Consider the following 19,005-nt stretch of genomic DNA (forward strand, 5'->3'; position numbering starts at 1 on the left):
GCCGACCGCCTGGTGCTCGATGCCGCCCTCGGCATCGACGGCCTGGAGATCGCGGCCAACAGCCTGGACGCCATCACCGCCAGCGGCGACATCGTGCTGTCCGAGCGCGACGGCCTGTACGAGAAGTCGCAGGGCCTGGACGTCGTCCGCGCCCAGACCACCAAGGTCGCCGGCGGCACCAGCCAGGTCAACATCACCACCGTCAACGAGCTGCGCGTGGGCGACAACGCCCACCCGGCGGCGGTGGGCGCGGTGCGCGCCAACACCATCCGCTTCACCAGCACGGCCAACAGCGTCAGCGTGGCCACGCCGGTCGGCCGGACGGACACCAATCCGGTGGATTCGCTGGACTACGACAGCGGCGTCGCCTTCGTGGCGCACGACGTGGTCTCGCTGTACCGCTTCTTCAACGCGCCGGTCCTGATGGAGTACCGCGCGGGCGGCTACTTCCTGTTCGACGACGCCAGCCGCCTGTTCCCGGGCGACATGGCGTCCGAGACCCTGATCATCGAGTCGGGCGGCACGCTGAGCCTGAACGGCAACCTGCAGGCCAGCAAGGACCTGGAGCTGATCGCGGGCGAAGACCTGATCCTGACCGGCACCGTGAAGGCGCTGCCCAGCGACGCCGACGGCCTGATCGACAACCTGGTGCTGGTGGCCAAGGGCCTGCACAAGGTGCAGAAGGCGATCGACCTCACCGGCGACCACGACACGAACGACACCGTCAGCGAAGCCGGCATCTACGTCGACTACAACCACGACGGCGACACCAACGACATCCTGGACGAGGTCAAGGACAACGTCGACTACAACGGCGACGGCAAGATCGAGGGCATCGTCACCGAGATGGTGCGCGCGCCGATCGACCTGAACGGCGACGGCGACACCAACGACGTGATCTCCGAGAACGCCGTGCTGGTGGACAGCGGCTTCCTGAACGTCCAGGTCGACGGGCTGCCGGCGGCGGAGTTCCAGCTGCGGGCGTCCAAGGACATCTACGTCGCGCTCAAGACCGACCTGGCGCTGACCGGCTTCGTCGGCGGCGTCAACGGCTACGAATCGGCCCGCAGCGTCACCTTCAACATCACCGGCAAGCTCACGGTGACCAGCGGCATCGTGTCCGCCGATTCGGAAGCGGGCAACGCCGCCGCCGCAGCGGCGCAGGCGCTGACCCCGCTGCTGCCCTCGGACGTGATCGCGGCGAACACCCTGCCGGGCCGCGTGACGATCAACGCCACCTCGATCAGCAGCGACGGCGCCTCGGTCTTCATCGCCTACGACCTGGTGGTGAACGCCACCAACGCGGTGCAGCTGAACACGCTGGTGGACCACATCAGCGTCGACTCCACCGACACCGGCGACATCTACGTCAACGAGGCCGACGGCCTGGTCGTCGACCACGTGCTGGCGAACAACGGCACCATCAAGGTCTCCGCGGGCGGCAGCACCTGGGTGCGCGACATCCGCAACGTCGCGGACAACAAGGACATCACGGTCCTGGCCGCGGGCGACCTGTGGGTGGACAGCATCGAGAGCGGCACCGCGGTCGGCGCGGAGAAGACCGGCGGCACCGTCACGGTCGACGCCAGCGGCGTCATCCGCGAATGGGCCGGCCTGGTGCGCACGGCGTCCGGCAACATCACCGGCACGGCGCTGGACCAGAGCTCGCCCGACCTGTACGGCTGGATGGTCGTCGTCAACGGCGTCACTTCGAATGCCGATGAAAACAGTGCGATCGACCCGGTCGGCCCGCTGTTCCTGGCCAACCCGACGATCGCCGGCACCGGCTACGAGCTGGAAGTGCGCTACAGCGCGCCGGCCGGCACCGGCCTGGTGACGGGCGCGACCACGGTGACCCAGAACACGGTGTCCTCGCAGGGCGGCCAGCTGCGCCCGGTCAGCAGCACCACGGTGACCGCGGCAGGCACCTCGGTGAAGCAGATCGACGTGCTGACCTTCGGCGAGTTCGCGCTGGCTGCCGGCACGAGCATCTCGGTGCAGGTCAACACCACCACCTACGTGGTGGCGGTCGGCGACAAGGTCAACAACGTCACGGTGACGGCGACCTGGGCCTCCATCCTCGCCGCGCTGGACTACAAGATCACGCAGGGCAACGTGGTGGTGGTGGACGTGGACAGCAATGCCCACAGCCTGACCTTCACGGCGGTGGCGGCGAACACGGCCTTCACCCTGTCCAACGTGCTGGTGCAGGCGGTGTCCACCGGCACGCTGTTCGGCGCGGTCGACTCCGATGGCACCGCGCCCACGCAGTCCGCGGGCGCCGACGCCACCCAGGTGTCGGATATCTCCTTCCGCAACGGCGCGCTGAGCGACAGCGCCAGCTACGAAGTGGTGGTCAACGGCCACGTGTACACGGCGCGCAGCGGCGACAACGAGACGCTGACGCTGGACGTCAACGGCAAGCAGATCACGGTCGATGCCTACACCTGGCAGGCGGTGACGGGCGCGGCGATCAACGCGGCCGACACGAGCGACCCGAGCCTGCCGCGGACGATCTCGATCAACTCCGCGCCCACGGCCGGCACCAAGTACGTCCTGACCATCAACGGCACCCAGGTCAGCAGCTACACGGCGGCCAGCGGCGACAGCGCCGCGACCCTGGCGAACAAGCTGCAGGCCGGCATCTCCGGCTACGCGTCGTCCCTGAGCGGCAGCACGATCACCGTCACCAGCGGCGCCGGCGACGTCGACATCACGCTGAACGGCGGCATCTCCACCATCAGCGCCAAGGACGTCCCGGACGTCAACTACGACCGCACCATCGACCTGTCCGGCGTGACGCTGCGGGCCAACGCGGAATACGTGGTGACGATCGGCACGACCGACTACAAGGTCACGACCGGCCCGTCCCTCGGCAGCTACACGCTGGCGGACCTGGCGGACGACCTGGCGGCCAAGATCAACGGCTCCACCTACACCGCCAGCGCGAGCGGCAACTCCACCACCATCACCATCAGCACCGGTGCGGGCACGGCGAGCATCAGCTTCGCCAAGTCGCAGTACCAGCAGCGGCTGGCGAGCGTGGCGCAGGTGGTCGTCAGCGGCACCGCTGACGGCAAGAGCACGATCGCGCTGGCGGGGCTGGCGCCGACCACCAACGCGATCTACACGATCCGGATCGGCAACAACACCTTCAGCACCGGCCCGGTGGCCGCGGGCACCAGCCTGGCGACCATTGCCGGCAACCTGAAGACGCAGCTCACCAACGGCGGCTACACCGTCGACCTGCGCGCCACCACGGTGGCTTCGGGCAGCTGGTCCAGCCTGCTGGGCGAGCTGGCCGGCCGCATCCAGGCGGGCGAGACCGTCTCCGGCACCGCCGGCATCACGGCCACGGCCGACGGCAGCACCGCTTCGCTGAAGCTGACCGAGCAGTACATCAACACGGTGTTCACCGTGGACAAGGTTGCGGTGCGGGCCGACAGCGCCGTGCTGGCCAACGGCAGCACGCCGCTGGTCTATGCGGCCACCGGCGTCCAGCAGCAAAGCGAGATCCGTTTCGCGAACGCGCTGCCGTCCAACGTGGCCTACACGATCGTCGTCAACGGCCACGCGTACAGCGTGACGCGCGACACGACCAGCTGGTCGGCGATCCTCAGCGACTTCCAGACGCAGATCCAGAAGGGCGAGAGCATCACGGTCACCGTGGATGCCGCCAACCAGCGCCTGGTGCTGACGGCGAACGCCAACAACACGCCGTTCACGGTGAGCCTGGTGACGCGTTCGTCGACGGCCACCGAGGTGGTGGAGGCGGTCGCTTCCACCGCGGCGACGTCCGGTACGGCGGCCGTGGACAAGGTCACCTTCCTGCCGTCCACCGTGGCGCAGGGCTACACCTACACGGTCACGGTCAACGGCACGGACTACCGCGTGACCGCCGGCAATGCGAACCTGCAGAACGGCACCGTCGACGCCACCTGGACCGGCGTGCTGGCCGGCCTGGCCAGCGCGATCAACACCGGCCTCGTGGACCAGGACGCGGACCGCACGCTGACGATCGGCTTCGATCCCGCGAACCACAGCACCTACACGCTGGTGGTGGCCGGCCGGACCTACCAGGTCACCAGCGGCGGCAGCTCGTACACCAGCGCCGACCTGGCGCTGGCGCTGAAGACCAAGATGGGCACCGACTTCGGCGTCCAGGTGAGCGGCTCCACGCTGACCTTCACGACCGGCGCGGGCGGCGCGGACATCTCGCTGACCGGCTCCGGCGCCAACGCGGTGGCCAGCGCCAAGGCGACGCCGCAGTCCAGCGTCACCGCCACCTACGACACGTCCAACCAGACGCTGACGATCACCAACAAGGCCAACGGCACGGCGCAGACGGTGTCGGCCAAGGTCAAGACCACCGGCCCGGACGTCGCCAGCGACGGCGCCACGCCCACCACGCGCGCCGGCCAGAAGCGCGCGCAGATCTCCAACGTGGTGCTGGCCGACCAGACGCCGGAGAGCGGCAGCGTCTACACGGTGACGATCGGCGGCGTGGACTACAGCGTCAAGGTGGGCCAGAACGGCGTCACCGCGACCTTGGACTCCGTGCTGACGGGCCTCGCCAAGGCGGTCAACGACGCCGGCATCGGCATCACCGCGACCCAGGACGCGACGACCCGCACGTTGACGCTGACGGCCAACGTGAAGAACACGCCGTTCACCGTCAACGGCGTCACGGTGCAGTACAACCGCACCAGCGACGTCCCCGACGTCAGCCAGATCGACCACGCGCGCCTGCCCGGCGCCACCGCCACGCAGGTGCAGGAGTTGGGCTTCCCCAATGGCGCGGACGATTCCACGCCGCAGCTGAACGTCAGCTACACGGTGCTGGTCAACACGAGCTCGTACACGATCAAGGTCACGACCCCGGGCGAGACCTGGGCGACCCTGCTCGGCGCCTTCAAGTCGCGGATCGACGCCGACGGCGTGGTGACGGCGACGGTGGACGCGGCCAACCACAAGCTGGTGCTGACGGCCGATGCCGCCAACACCCGCTTCTCGGCCAGCGGCTCGGCCAACGACGAGAGCGGCGACTTCCAGCTGCACATGCCCGGCGACTACGTGCTGATCCTGCAGCAGCGCGCGACCGGCAACTTCTACCTCGACGCCGCCGGCAACCTGACGGTGGTGAACCTGCCGACGGCCGCCGACGAGTCCATCACGCTGAAGGCCGGCGCGGGCAAGGACCTGGTGGTCGTGAGCCCGCTGAACGTCGGCACCAACGGCAGCGTGACCATCGAGGCGGGCGCCGCCATCACGCTGGGCGGCACGGTCACGGCCGGCCACCTGACGGTGACGGCCGGCAAGGACCTGACGATCACCTCGAAGGTCGGCAGCCTGGTCGTGCACATGACCAGCAACGGCAACCTGACGGTGTTCCAGACCGGCGACCTGACGATCGAGTCGATCGACATGAAGGGCGGCAACATCACCGTCATCGCCGACGGCAACATCCAGATCGGCGCCATCACCGGCACCGCCGGCGACGTCACGATCCAGTCGAAGACCGGCAGCATCAGCATCGACGAACTCGATAGCGCCGCCCACGTGAGCCTGCAGGCCGCCCACGGCGTGACGGCCACGCTGGAGGCCGATGTGCTGGACGTGGTCGCCAACGGCGACGTGGTGATCCACGAGCACGACGGCTTCATCCTGGAGCGCATGGACACTGGCGGCGGCGCCGTGACCATCACGACGGGCGACGCGGTCGGCACGCAGGCGGCAGTGGCCAACGCCACGCTGCAGGTCGACGCCGCGATCGTCGCCAGCTTCGGCAGCGCGGTGTCGCTGCAGGCTTCCGGTGACATCCTCCTGAACCAGGCCATCACCAGCGCCAGCGGCAGCATCAGCATCGATGCCGGCGCGGCGCTGACCCTGGGCGAAGCGGCCGACCTGAGCTCGGTCAGCGGCGACATCACGCTGAAGGCCCGCACCGGCGCGATGACGATGACCGGCGACACCTTCGTCGAGGCCGGCATCGGCCAGGTCACGCTGACCGCGGGTGGCGACATCACGCTGGGCAAGCTGCGCAGCGAACACGTGAACGGCACGGTCAGCATCACCAGCGGCGGCTGGATCCACGGCACCGGTGGCGAGACGGACATCGTCGCGGCCACCAGCACGCTGCAGGTCCAGGCCGTCGACGGCATCGGCACCGTGGCCAGCCCGATCGAGACCCAGGTCGCGCACCTGTCCGCCAGCAACAGCGGCACCGGCGACATCGTGCTGCAGGACACCGACAGCCTGGTGGTCGACGGCGTGAGCCAGCAGGGCGCGGGCGAAGTGAGCCTCTCCACCATCAAGGGCGCGATCCAGCTGGCCGACGGCGGCACCGGCATCACGGCCACCACCGGCAACGTCACGGTCTACGCGGCCGGCACGGGCAGCAGCCTGGCGCTGTACGAGGACATCCGCACCACCGGCGGCAGCGTGGCGCTGACGGCCGAAGACGGCGACCTCACGCTCGCAGCGGGCGTGCGCGTGGCCGGCAACGGCAACGTCACGCTGACGGTGCCCAAGGGCGGCGTCTACGTAGCCCCGGCGGCCTCCGGCTGGCTGCAGTCGGGCGGCAGCTTCGACGCCGAAGTGGACTGGGCGATGCGCCTGGGCTACTTCACGATGGACCAGGCCACCGGCAAGATCGTGGTCTCGGGCGTGCCGAGCTACCTGCAGGCTTCGCACCTGTACAACGGCACGGTGCTGCGCCAGGCGGGCGGGGCCTTCCTGCAGACCACCGGCGGCAACCTGGCCATCCTGGCGCGCGACGCCATCGGCCACAACGTCGACAACTTCCTGTACAGCCCGCTGGCGATCGTGGTCGATGCCAAGCAGCTGCGCGTCTCCAGCAGCGAGCGGCAGGAAGTAGCCATCCTGGCCACCGGCTCCATCGCGGTGCAGGGCGACAGCGGCACCAGCGGCTCGCGCGGCGGCACCACGCAGGTGGGCAGCCTGTCGGGCAACCAGGTCATCACCAACCCGGTGGACGCGAGCGGCAACGACATCTCGGTGCGCGCCAACGACCTCGACATCCAGGAGACCGTGCGCAGCGCCGGCGGCGTGCTGAACCTGGCCACCCTCAACCCGGGCGCGACCATCGTGCTGGGCAACGGCGTGACCAACGACGGCACGATGATGATCCTGGACAACCAGGACCTGTCGCACCTGCAGGACGGCTTCCGCGAGATCGTCGTGGGCAGCGACACCACCAGCGGCCACGTGATGATCGGCGGCGCCGGCAGCACGGACACGGTCACGCTGCAGGACACGCTGCACATCGAGACCCCGCTGCTGGGCGGCCACGTCTACTTCAACAGCGACCTCGTGCTGACCGGCAGCTCCTCGCTGATCGTCGAAGGCTCGGGCAACACGACTTCGCTGGCCTCCGACATCACCGTCGGCGACGACATCGACCTGATCGACTCGGTGCTGGTCACCGGCAACCGCGTACTGACGGCCGGTACCGACGGCACCGGCAACATGCAGATCGGCGGGATCGCGTCGCACTTCCTGGACGGCGACGGCCTGGCCGGCGCCGACAACCTGACCCTGCTGGCCCCGGGCAACATCAGCATCGAGGGCGACATCGGCGCCCAGGACGCGCTGGACAGCCTGACCATCGCCGGCGTCAGCGTCGCCGGCAGCACCAACCTGCCGGACAACGTCACCTTCCACGGCTCGGTCAACCTCGACGGCGACCTGCGCATCAACGCCTCCGGCGTCGTGGTGTTCGAAGACCAGGTGACGCTGCACTTCGGCGGCAGCCTGGTCATCAACGGCGCGACCCAGGTCGTGTTCAAGAAGGGCCTGGTCCTGGACGGCGTCAACGCGCTGGGCCAGGCCGGCGACATCTTCCTGGAAGGCGACGAGATCGACTTCCAGGGCGGCAGCGGCTCGGTCGCGGGGCAGGGCGTGCTGACGCTGCGCCCGACGACGGTGGGCGAGGCGATCGAGGTGGCCACGCCGCCGAACTCGCAGACCACCGCCACGCTGAACCTCGAGAACTCGGACCTGCAAGCGCTGGCCGACGGCTTCAGCAAGATCGTGATCGGCCACCAGGACGGCACCCATGCGGCCGCCCTGGCCGGCGTGGTGCGCATCGGCGCGATCAACGCGGCGCAGCAGCCCACCATCCGCACGGCGCTGGAGGTCTACGGCGGCAGCATCACGGTGGAGGACTACGCCAACCCGAACTACACCTTCCGGGTGGCGGGCGACCTGAAGCTGGATGCGGTCAACGACATCACCCTGCGCAACGAGGTCGAGGCGCGCGACGCCTCCGGCCTGCAGGACGTGGTGCTGTACGCCTCGCAGGGCGCCATCACCCAGGCCAACGTCTCTGGCGACGGCCTCATCGGGGAAGCGCTGCGCGCCGACCACGTGGACGCGCACGCGGCCACCGGCATCTCGCTGCTGTACACCGAGCTGAACACGGTCAGCGCCGACAACAGCGGCGGCGGCTCCAACGCCATCGTGATCCACGAGACGGCCACGGGCGGCGACCTCACGGTGCTGTCGGTGGTGCAGACCAACGCGGGCGGCGCCGGCAGCATCGAGCTCGCCACGGCCGCCGGCACCCTGACGGTGGCCGGCACCGGCGTGTCCAACCTGGGCCACGGCACGATCGCCCTCAACGCCAGCGGCGGCGGCATCGTGGTGCAGCAGGCCGTGACGGCGGCCACCGGCTCGATCGCGCTGAACGCGACCGGCCAGGTGTCCAGCACCCTCACCGGCACGCTGACGGCCACCGCGGCTTCCCGGATCGACGTCGCTTCCAGCGGCGCCGACCTGCAGCTGGCGGGCGACATCGTCTCCGGCGGCGGCCTGGTCAACCTGTCCGCGGCCGGCGCCATCGTCATGGCCGACGGCATGCTGGCCAGCTCGGTGAATCCGCTGAACGACACCGGCGCCGTCATCCTGGCGGCGGGCGGCAACGCCACCATCTCGCGCATCGTCGCCGACGGCGCCATCCAGATCACGGCCGGCACCGCCGGCGTGGGCGGCATCCTCGACGGCCTCACCGGCAACGGCTTCAACCTGGACGGCGACACGGCGACGGTCAGCCTGACCGCCGCCAGCGGCGTCGGTACCGCGTCGGCCCACCTGCAGACCCGCATCGCGGCCCTGGCCGCGCGCGTGCTCACCAGCGGCGGCCTGTACGTCGACGAAGCGACCGACCTGCGCGTGGCCGGCGGCGCCAGCTACGCGATCGACCTGGGCGGCAGCGACGGCTCCATGAGCCTCAGCACCGCCAACGGCGAACTGCGCATCGTCGACGGCCTGCGCTCCACCGGCCTCATCGGCAACCTGCTGCTGCGCTCCGGCGAAACCAGCGAGGCGACCTCCGCCAACCTGGTGATCGCGGGCGACGTGCTGTCCAACTGGGGCAGCGTGACCCTGGCCTCGGCCGACGATCTCGTGCTGGACGACGGCGTGGCCGCCTCCGGCGTCGACGTCAGCACCGTGGCGCCGGGCAAGACGCTGGACCTGCAGGCCGACGGCGCCATCACGATGGAAGCCGCGGCCACGCTGGCCACCGGCAACAGCAACATGCGGCTGCAGGCGGGTGGCGACATCACCCTGGGCGTGCTGGGCGCGGGCACCGCCAGCGTCAGCATCACTTCCGGCGGCGCGATCAAGGACGCCCAGGACGACGACCTGCTCGCCGTCCCGACGATCAACGTCACCGCCGCCAAGCTGCGCATGCAAGCCGTTACCGGCATCGGCACCGCCGGCCGCGTGATCGAGACCAACGTCGACACGCTGGCGGCCAGCGCCACCGGCAACGGCGCCGGCACCTTCGTGTGGGAGCTGAACTCCGCCACGATCGGCACGGTGGACCCGGTGACGGTCAACCACGTCGGCACCGACGGCACGACCAGCCCGCTGGCCGATGCCGCGGCGCTGTCCGGCTTCTCCGCCGGCATCAACGGCATCGCCAGCTTCAGCACCGGCAGCAACCTGGTCATCGCCGAGCCCTTCGTGGTGCCGGGCGGCGGCTCGCTGCTGCTGCAGTCGCGCGGCACGGTGGACGTCAACGCCATCGTCAGCACCGGCTACGGCAGCATCACGCTGATCGGCGTGGGCGACGTGCGCTTCGGCGCCGGCGGCGCGCTGACCAGCACCGGCGGCACGGTGGACGTGCAGTCCACCACCGGCGCAGTGACGATGGCCGGCGCTGCCACGCTGCAGACCAACGGCGGCAACATCCGCGTGCAGGCGGCCGGCGACGTCACGCTGGGCCTGCTGGATGCGCGCACCGACGCCGACCGCCTGGCCGGCACCCTCACCGGCCAGGCCGGCTGGGGCTCGGCCAGCGTCGTGGCGGGCGGTTCCATCCTCGACGTCGCCGGCGAAACCGCCACCGACGTCTACGCCAACCAGCTGCGCCTGCAGGCCGGCGGCACCATCGGCACGAGCACCGACCACCTGGAGACCGAAGTCGCCGCGCTGAGCGCGACGCTCGGCGCCGGCGGCCTGTTCGTCGACGAAGCCAGCAGCCTGCACTTCGGTGCGACGAGCGCCATCACGGTCAACCGCGTCGGCGCCGACGGCGTCAGCCTGGGCAGCAAGACCGACGCGGCGCAGAGCGGCGTGACCACCGCCGGCGCGATCGCGCTGACGGCGGGCGGCGACCTGGCGCTGGACGCCAGCGCGACCAGCACCGGCGCGGGCAGCACCATCACGCTGCTGGCGCAGGGCGGCATCGCCATGGCCGACGGCGCGGTGATCACCAGCAGCAACGGCGCGGTCACCCTGACGGCGACCACCGGCGACATCGCAGTGGAAGAAGTCAACGCGGGCACGGCCAACGTGACGATCACGGCCGGCGGCGCCATCACCGATGGCGACACCGATCTCGACATCACCGGCGCCGGCGTGCAGCTGACCGCCGGCAACGGCATCGGCGCCGCGGGCGACGCGCTGGAAGTCACGGCGACCACGCTGGGCGCGGACGCCGGCAGCGGCGGCCTGTTCCTCAGCGAAAGCGACGGCGTCCTGCTGGGCGGCCTGGCCGCGGGCGGCGACCTGGCGTTCTCCACCGGCGGCGCGCTCACGGTGCTGGGCACGGTCAGTGCAGGCGGTTCCGCTTCGCTGCAAGCCAGCGGCGACCTCACGCTGCAGGCTGCGCTGGGCGCCGGCGGCTCTGCCGCGCTGCAAGCCAGCGGCGCGGTCTCGGTGCAGGCGGGCGTCACGGCCGGCACCGGCATCGCCGTAGCCGGCGCGAGCGTCGCGCAGGCAGCGGCTGGCGACTTCGTCACCGCGCTGGGCGGCATCACGGTCGACGCCAGCACCGGCGGCATCACCATGGCCGACGGCGCGATCGCGCAGACCAACGGCGGTTCCATCGCCTACACGGCGGCCGGCGCCATCACCGTGGGCGTGCTCGACGCGCGCACGGCAACCGACCGCACTGGCGGCACGCTGACCGGCCAGGCCGGCTGGGGCAACGTCACGGTTACCAGCAGCGCGGGCAGCATCGCCGACAGCGCGGCCGAGACCGGCGTCGACCTGTATGCGAACCAGCTGACCTTGAACAGCGCGCAAGGCATAGTCCTGCTGCAGACGGAAGCGGCCACGCTGGCCGCCACCGGCGGCACGGGCGGCGTGTCGATCAGCGAAGCGACGGACCTGCAAGTGACGGCGAGCGGCGCAGGCGCCATCGTCATCACGACCGATGCGGGCAGCCTCACGGTGCAGGGCGGCGGTGTGCAGGCCGGCGGCGGCGTCACGCTGTCCGCGGGCGGCGCGAGCAGCGACCTGGCGGTGGGCGGCGCGGTCACGGCCGGCGGAACGGTGGCCCTCACGGCCGGCCGCGATGCCACGCTGGACGCGAGCGTCACCAGCAGCGGCAGCGGCAGCAGCATCACGGTGAGGGCGCAGCGCGACCTGACCATGGCCGACGGCACGCAGGTGGCGAGCACTCAAGGCGCCATCACGCTGACGGCGACGACGGGCAACCTGGCGCTCGAATACGTGGACGCGGGCACGGCGAACGTGACCCTCACGGCCGGCGGCGCCATCCTCGATGGCGACACCGACCTCGACGTCGTCGGCGGCGGCGTGCAGCTGACCGCGGGCAACGGCATCGGCGCCGCGGGCGACGCGCTGGAAGTCACGGCGACCACGCTGGGCGCCGACGCCGGCAGCGGCGGCCTGTTCCTGAGCGAAACCGACGGCGTCACGCTGGGCGGCCTGGCCGCGGGCGGCGACCTGGTGTTCAGCACCGGTGGCGCCCTCGTGGTGCAGGGCTCGGTCGGCGCAGGCGGTTCCGCCACGCTGGCGGCAGCCGGCGCGATCACGCTCACGGCGGCGGTCGACGCGGGTGGCGCGGCCACGCTGCAGGCCGGCGGCGCGGTCTCCGCGCAGGCCGGCGTCACGGCGGGCAACGGCATCGCGGTCAGCGGCACGGCGATCACGCAAACGGCGGCGGGCGACTTCGTCACCATCGGCGGCGCGATCACGGTCACGGCCAGTACCGGCGCGATCCAGATGGACGACGGCGCCGTGGCCCAAGCCGACGGCGGCAGCATCGTCTACACCGCCACCGGCGCGATCACCGTGGGCCTGCTCGATGCACGCACAGCGGCCGACCGCAGCGCCGGCACCCTTACCGGCCAGGCCGGCTGGGGCTCCGTCAACATCGTGGCGGGCGGCTCGATCCTGGACAACACCGGCGAGACCGCCGCGGACGTCTATGCCAACGAACTGAACCTGCAAGCCGACGGCAGCGTCGGCGCCACGGGCCAGGCGCTGGAGACCGAAGCGAGCGTGCTGAGCGCGAGCGCGGCGACCGGCTTCTTCGTCCAGGACGAAAGCAGCCTGACGGTCGGCGCGACCAGCATCGGCGGCGCGCAGCAGGGCCTCGGCGTCACCAGCGGCGACACGCTGCTGGTGACCGGCGGCTCGCTGACCACCGCGGCCGGCACCGGTGCCATCACCGTCGGCGGCACGCTGGGCCTGCAGGCCGGCGGCAGCATCAAGCTGCAGTCGGCGGCGAGCGCCGGCGGCACGGTCACCGTGGACGCCAGCACCGGCATCACGCAGTCCGCGAACGTCACGACGACCGCGGGCAGCATCGGCGTCCACACCACCACCGGCGACATCGCCATGGCGGCCGGCACGCTGGCGCAGACCGACGCGGGCGCGATCAGCTACCAGGCAGGCGGCAGCGTCACGCTGGGCGTGCTGGATGCGCGCAGCGCCGCCGACCGCACGGGCGGCACGCTCACCGGCCAGGCCGGCTGGGGCGCGGTCTCCGTCGATGCGGGCGGCGCGATCGCCACGCAGGCGGGCGACACGGGGACCGACATCGACAGCGCGGCCCTGGTGCTGCGCGCCGGTGGCGACATCGGCGCCAGCGCCGACCCGCTGGTGATCGAATCGACCAGCGTCGACGTGCACGCGGGCGGCGCGGTCTACCTGCGCGACGCCACGGCCCTCGTGGTCACCACCGCCACGAGCCAGGGCGACCTGCAGCTGGCGGTGGGCGGCGCGGTCACGCAGGCCGGCGACATCGCCAGCAACGGCGGCGACGTCACGCTGTCGGCGGGCGGCGACTGGACCCAGGCCACCGATGCCGGCATCGCCAGCAGCGGCGGCGACGTCAGCCTGGCGGCCACCGGCACGCTGACGCTGGAGACAATCGACGCGGGCAGCGGCAACGTCACCCTGGACTTGGGCGGTGCCCTGGTCGATGGCGATGCGGCCGGCGATACCGAAGTCGACATCACCGGCGGCGCGCTGACCTTGACGGTGGGCGGCGACGCCGGCACCGGCGCCAACGCCATCGAGACCTCGGTCGCCAGCATCAGCGGCACGGCGGCCAACCTGGTCGTGCAGGAAACCGACGGCGTCACCTTGGGCACGGTCACCGCGGGCAACGTGGTGGTCGACGCGGGCGGCAGCATCGCGGTGACGGACGCCGTGACGGCGAGCACCGGCGACCTGCAACTCGCTTCCGGCGGCGACATCACTGTCGGCGCGGCCGGCTCGGCCACCGCGACCACGGGCGACGTCACCGTCGATGCCGCCGGCGCGATCACGATGGACGCGAACGCCACGGCCACGGCCGGCGGCACGCTGCAACTCGATGCGACCGGCGACATCACCCTGAGCGGCCTGACGGCGACCACGGTCACCGTCACCACGACGGGCGGCGCGATCATCGACGCGGGCGACGTCCACGTCGACATCAGCGCGGGCAGCGTCTCGCTGCAGGCGCAGGGCGACATCGGCGGCGGCTCGGCGATCGAGCTCGCGGTCGACAGCGCCAGCGCGAATTCGCAGCAAGGCGGCGTGCAGCTGGCCGACACCGGCGACCTCACGGTCACCGGCATCGCGAGCGGTAGCAACGGCAACATCACGCTGAACGTCGGCAACAACGTCACGCTGGATGGCGGGATCACGACGGCCGGCAACGTCACCCTGGCGGCGGGCGGCACGGTCAGCGACAACGGCGACGCGGCGGTGGACATCGCCGGCGCCACGGTCAGCGTGACGGCCGGCGGCGCAGTGGGTTCGACCACCGATGCCATCGAAACCTCCGCCACCACGCTGACGGTCGCGGCCGGCAGCGGCGGCATCGTCATCGCCGAAACCGACGCGGTCACGGTCGGCGGCCTCACGGTCACCGGCACCGGCGCTATCCTCGTTACTGCGGGCGGCAGCATGGCCGTCACCGGCCCGGCCACCACCGGCGGCGGCGACGTCAACCTGCAATCCGGCGGCGACCTGTCGCTGCAAGGCACGACCAGCACCGGCAACGGCAACCTGAGCGTCAGCGCCGCGGGCAACCTGGACCTGGGCGCGGGCGCGCAGCTGTCGTCCACCGGCACCGTGGACCTGCAAGCGACGGCGGGGTCGCTGACGATGGACGCGGCCAGCACCGTGACGGCGCCTGGCGACGTCACGCTGACGGCCAACGGCAACGTAGCTGTGGGCACCATCACCAGCGGCGGCGACGCCAGCGTGACGGCCCTCACCGGCAGCATCACCGATGCCGGCGTGAACGGCACCAACATCAGCGCCAACGGCCTGCAGCTCGTCGCCGGCAACGGCGTCGGCACCAGCGGTACCCCGCTGGAGCTGGCGGTCGACACGCTGGCGGCCAGCGCCGGCGCGGGCGGCGTGCACCTGGTGGAGCAGGACGACGTCACCGTCACCAGCCTGCAGACCACCGGCGGCGGCGCCATCGAGCTGGCCACCGTGGACGGCTCGATCACGCTCACCGGCAGCGGCGTCAACGCCCAAGGCCCGGGCAACATCAGCCTCACGGTCGGCGGCACGGGCAGCGACGTCATCGTCGGCGCCAACGTCAGTACCGGCGGCGGCAACGTCACCGTGCTGGCCGACGACAGCGTGACCTTCCCGAATCCGTCGGACATCACGACCACCGGCACGGGCACCATCCACGTCACCGCCACCAACGGCGACGTCACGATGGACCCGGGCAGCGTGCTGGCCAGCGGCAGCGGCGCCATCGCCGTGCTCGCCGGCAACGACGTGGTGCCGGGCGCGTTGCAGACCACCGGCCCGGCGACCATCGACGCCATCAACGGCCGCGTGCTGATCACGGGCGACATCGACCGGGCGGGCCAGGACATCCTGATCCGCGCCAACGACGTCGCCATCGAAGGCTGGCTGCGCAGCGCCGGCGCCACGCTGACGATCACGCCGCGCACCAACGTGCCGATCCTGATCGGCGGCCCGGCGCCCACCACGCCGGCCCTGCACCTGGGCTACGACGAGCTGGCCTACCTGGCCGACGGCTTCGCCAAGATCGTCATCGGCAGCACTTTCGCCGGCCAGGAGATCCGCCTGGATGGCGCCACGCAGCCGTTGGTCTTCAAGGACCCGCTGGTGCTGCAGGCGACCGGCGCCGGCGGCAACATCCGCCTGGAAGGCGCGCTCTCCGGCGACAGCCTGCAGGTCATGGACAGCGGCGCGGCCACGAGCTTCGTGGACGCCACCGTGACCATGCAGCACGGCGTGCAGATGGACGACCAGCTGGTGCTCAGTGGCGCGACCAGCATCACGGGCAATACGAGCGGTACGGGCGGCGACTTGGTGTTCGCGCAGCCGGTCACCGGCAACGGCGGCACCGGCGACACGCTGCAGCTGGATGCGAACGGCGGCAACGTCCGCTTCGCGGCCGGCGCGACCGACCTCGACGGTCTGCAGGTCAGCGACGCCCACGACGTCAGCTTCGGCGGCCCGCTGACGCTGGACGGCGACCTCGTCATCCACGCCACCGGCACGGTCACCTTCGCCGGCCCGGTCACGCTGCGCAACGGCGCGAACCTCGTCATAGCCGGTGGCGGCCAGGTGGTGTTCCAGGGTGCGGTCGACACCGGCACCGGCGACGTCACCATCAACGCCAGCAGCTTCGCGGCCAACGGCGGCGTCGGCAGCTTCCACGGCAGCGGCGACTTCGCGGTGGCCAGCAGCAACGGCCAGATCGTCATCGGTGACGGCGCGGCGGCTTCCGGCTCCATGCAGCTCACGAGCAGCACGCTGCAGGCGCTGGCCGGCTACGGCGCAGTGAACATCGGCGCGGCGGGCGCCGGCCAGGTGCTGGTGTCCGGCAACGCGGACTTCGGCAGCGCGCCGGAAACGGTGAAGGTGCAGGGCGCCGGCATCCTGGTGCAGGCCGGGTCCAACGTCACCCTGGGTGGCGGCAGCTTCACCCTGGACGGCAGCAGCGCCGTGGCGATCGCGGGCAACCTCGCGGCGCGCGCCATGACCACGATCGCGGTCACCAGCGACACCGGTGCCATCGTCATGGCGGCCGGCAGCACGATCGCCAGCAACGGCGGCAACGTCGACCTGGTCGCCGGCAACGGCGTCGCGGTCGGCCGCGTCGATGCGCGCGGCGCCAACGGCGCCAGCGGCCTGGTCTCCATCGACCCGGGCGCCGGCGCCACCACCGACGCCAACGCCGATGCGCAGGCCGACGTCTTCGCGCGGGCCGTCACGGTCCACGCCGACGGCGGGGCCAGCACGGCCGGCGACGCGATCGAGGTGGCCAGCAACATGGTCTACATCGAGCCGGGCGCCGGTGGCGTCGTGCTGCGCGAATCGGGCACCGACGGCCGCGTGTACTACAGCGTGCTGCGTGGCAGCGAGCTGCGCACGCAGCTGGTCACCGTGGGCCCCTCGGCCCGCGTGACCAGCGACCCGCAGTCGATGATTGACAATGGCGACTACGCGAAGCTGCAGCAGTCGCTGGTTTCCAGCTCGAACCGGGCCTCGGCCCTGCAGTCGGCGCTGGCGCTGAACGTGGCCGGCAGCCTCGGCTCGGTGAACACCGGCGTGCAGGATTACCTGTCTGCGCCGGTGCAAGCCAGCAGCCAGCCGATCCTGCTCGATCTCGGCACCAACAATGGCCTGGTCTCCGACCAGAGCTATGGCTTGTCGGCCTGGGTGGTGGGATCGCCGGGCTCGCAGCCGCTGGCCGATGGCGGCGCCTCCGGCGTGCCGGCCTTCGACTACTGGACCGAATCGCTCGAAATCTGATTGACGAATGATGCTTAACAGGCAAGGGAATCACTTCATGTCCATTTCCAAGATCAAGAAGGCCGTGGCGCTGGTGGCGCTGGCCGTGCTCGCCTCCTGCGGCGGCGGCGGCGGGGGCGGCGGCACGACCGAGGCGCGCGTGACCGGCGTTGCGGACGCCCAGGTGCTGGAGGGCGACACCGGCACCAGCACCCTGCGCTTCGTGGTCTCGCTGGACAAGGCGGTCGGCAGCGGCGTGCACCTCACCTGGTCCACCGTCACCACCTACAAGGGCGGCACCGGCGCGGCCACCGGCGGCGCGACCTGCGGCGCCGGCGTGGACTACATCTCGGTCAGCAACCGCGACCTGCTGATCGCCGCGGGCAACACCTCGGCGGAGATCCAGGTCACCGTCTGCGGCGACACCACCTTCGAGCCGAACGAGACTCTGGCCGTCAAGTGGAGCACCGTGGACAACTCCGGCACGGCGCTCGGCACCATCGTCAACGACGACGCCGGCGGCCTGAACGGCACCGGCGTGGCCGGCTCCTACGGCCGCGACAGCAACCCGCTGACCAACGACGGCACCGACGGCCGCCTGGGCTTTTCCTTCGCCCAGGTCGCGAGCGGCGCCTGCACCCGCGACAAGGTCACCGGCCTGCTGTGGGAAAACAAGGCCGGCACCGGCACGCACAGCCCGTCCGGCACGTACACCTACGCCAACCTGGCAGCCTTCGTGGCCGCGGTGAACGCGGAGAACCTGTGCGGCTTCAACGACTGGCGCCTGCCGACGCCGGAAGAACTGGCTTCGCTGGTGGACAACGGCTCCGGCGGCGTCCCGGCCATCGACAGCACGTTCTTCCCGAACTCGCAGCCCTCGCCGTACTGGACGTCCACCACCACCCAGGACGGTCTGGGGACCAACGCCTGGTTCGTCGACTTCCTGACCGGCGCCGTGTCCTGGGATAACAAGACGAATGCCAAGGCCGCCCGCCTGGTGAGCAACGGCGGTTCCACCGCACCGGCGCCGCTGCCCACCAGCTGCACCGACAGCACGCGCTTCACCAACAACGGCGACGGCACCATCAGCGACAAGCGCACCGGCCTGATGTGGAAGCAGTGCGCCGAAGGCCTGTCAGGCACCTCGTGCACCACCGGCGCGGGCGGCAGCTTCGACTGGAACGCCGCCCTGGCGCGCCCCGCTGCCACCAACGCCGACGCCAACGGTTCCGGCCTGGGCTACGCCGACTGGCGCCTGCCGACCCGCGCGGAGCTGTCGTCCATCACCGAGCGCGAGCAGTGCTTCAACCCCGCGGCGAACCAGGCGACCTTCGCCAACGCGGAGCCGCTCGGCTTCTGGACGTCCACGCCCTACGCCTACAACACCAGCCTGGCCTGGGCCGTCGACTTCATGGAAGGCGAGGTCGGCCCGGCGCTGAAGACCGGCTCCGGCAGTTCGTCCAAGCGCGTGCGCCTGGTGCGCGCCGGCCAGTAAACACA

The 19,005-nt window shown here is 71.2% G+C and carries 2 protein-coding genes (1 of these 2 cut by a window edge); both read left to right on the plus strand.

Annotation, left to right across the window (positions count from 1 at the left end; genetic code table 11):
* Nucleotides 1-17,526, plus strand: the final stretch of a protein-coding gene (locus HHL11_RS29145; RefSeq protein WP_169422108.1) for an LEPR-XLL domain-containing protein. Its footprint begins 35,325 nt before the window's first position; only the last 17,526 of its 52,851 coding nucleotides appear in the window; the start codon falls outside the window, past its left edge; the stop codon is at nt 17,524-17,526.
* A gap of 37 nt (nt 17,527-17,563) precedes the next feature.
* The gene (locus HHL11_RS29150; protein ID WP_169422109.1) at nt 17,564-19,000 is read left to right on the plus strand and encodes an Lcl C-terminal domain-containing protein; all 1,437 of its coding nucleotides are present in this window, start codon (nt 17,564-17,566) and stop codon (nt 18,998-19,000) included.
* Nucleotides 19,001-19,005 lie beyond the last annotated feature (5 nt).

This window comes from Ramlibacter agri, assembly GCF_012927085.1.
Taxonomy (GTDB): domain Bacteria; phylum Pseudomonadota; class Gammaproteobacteria; order Burkholderiales; family Burkholderiaceae_C; genus Ramlibacter; species Ramlibacter agri.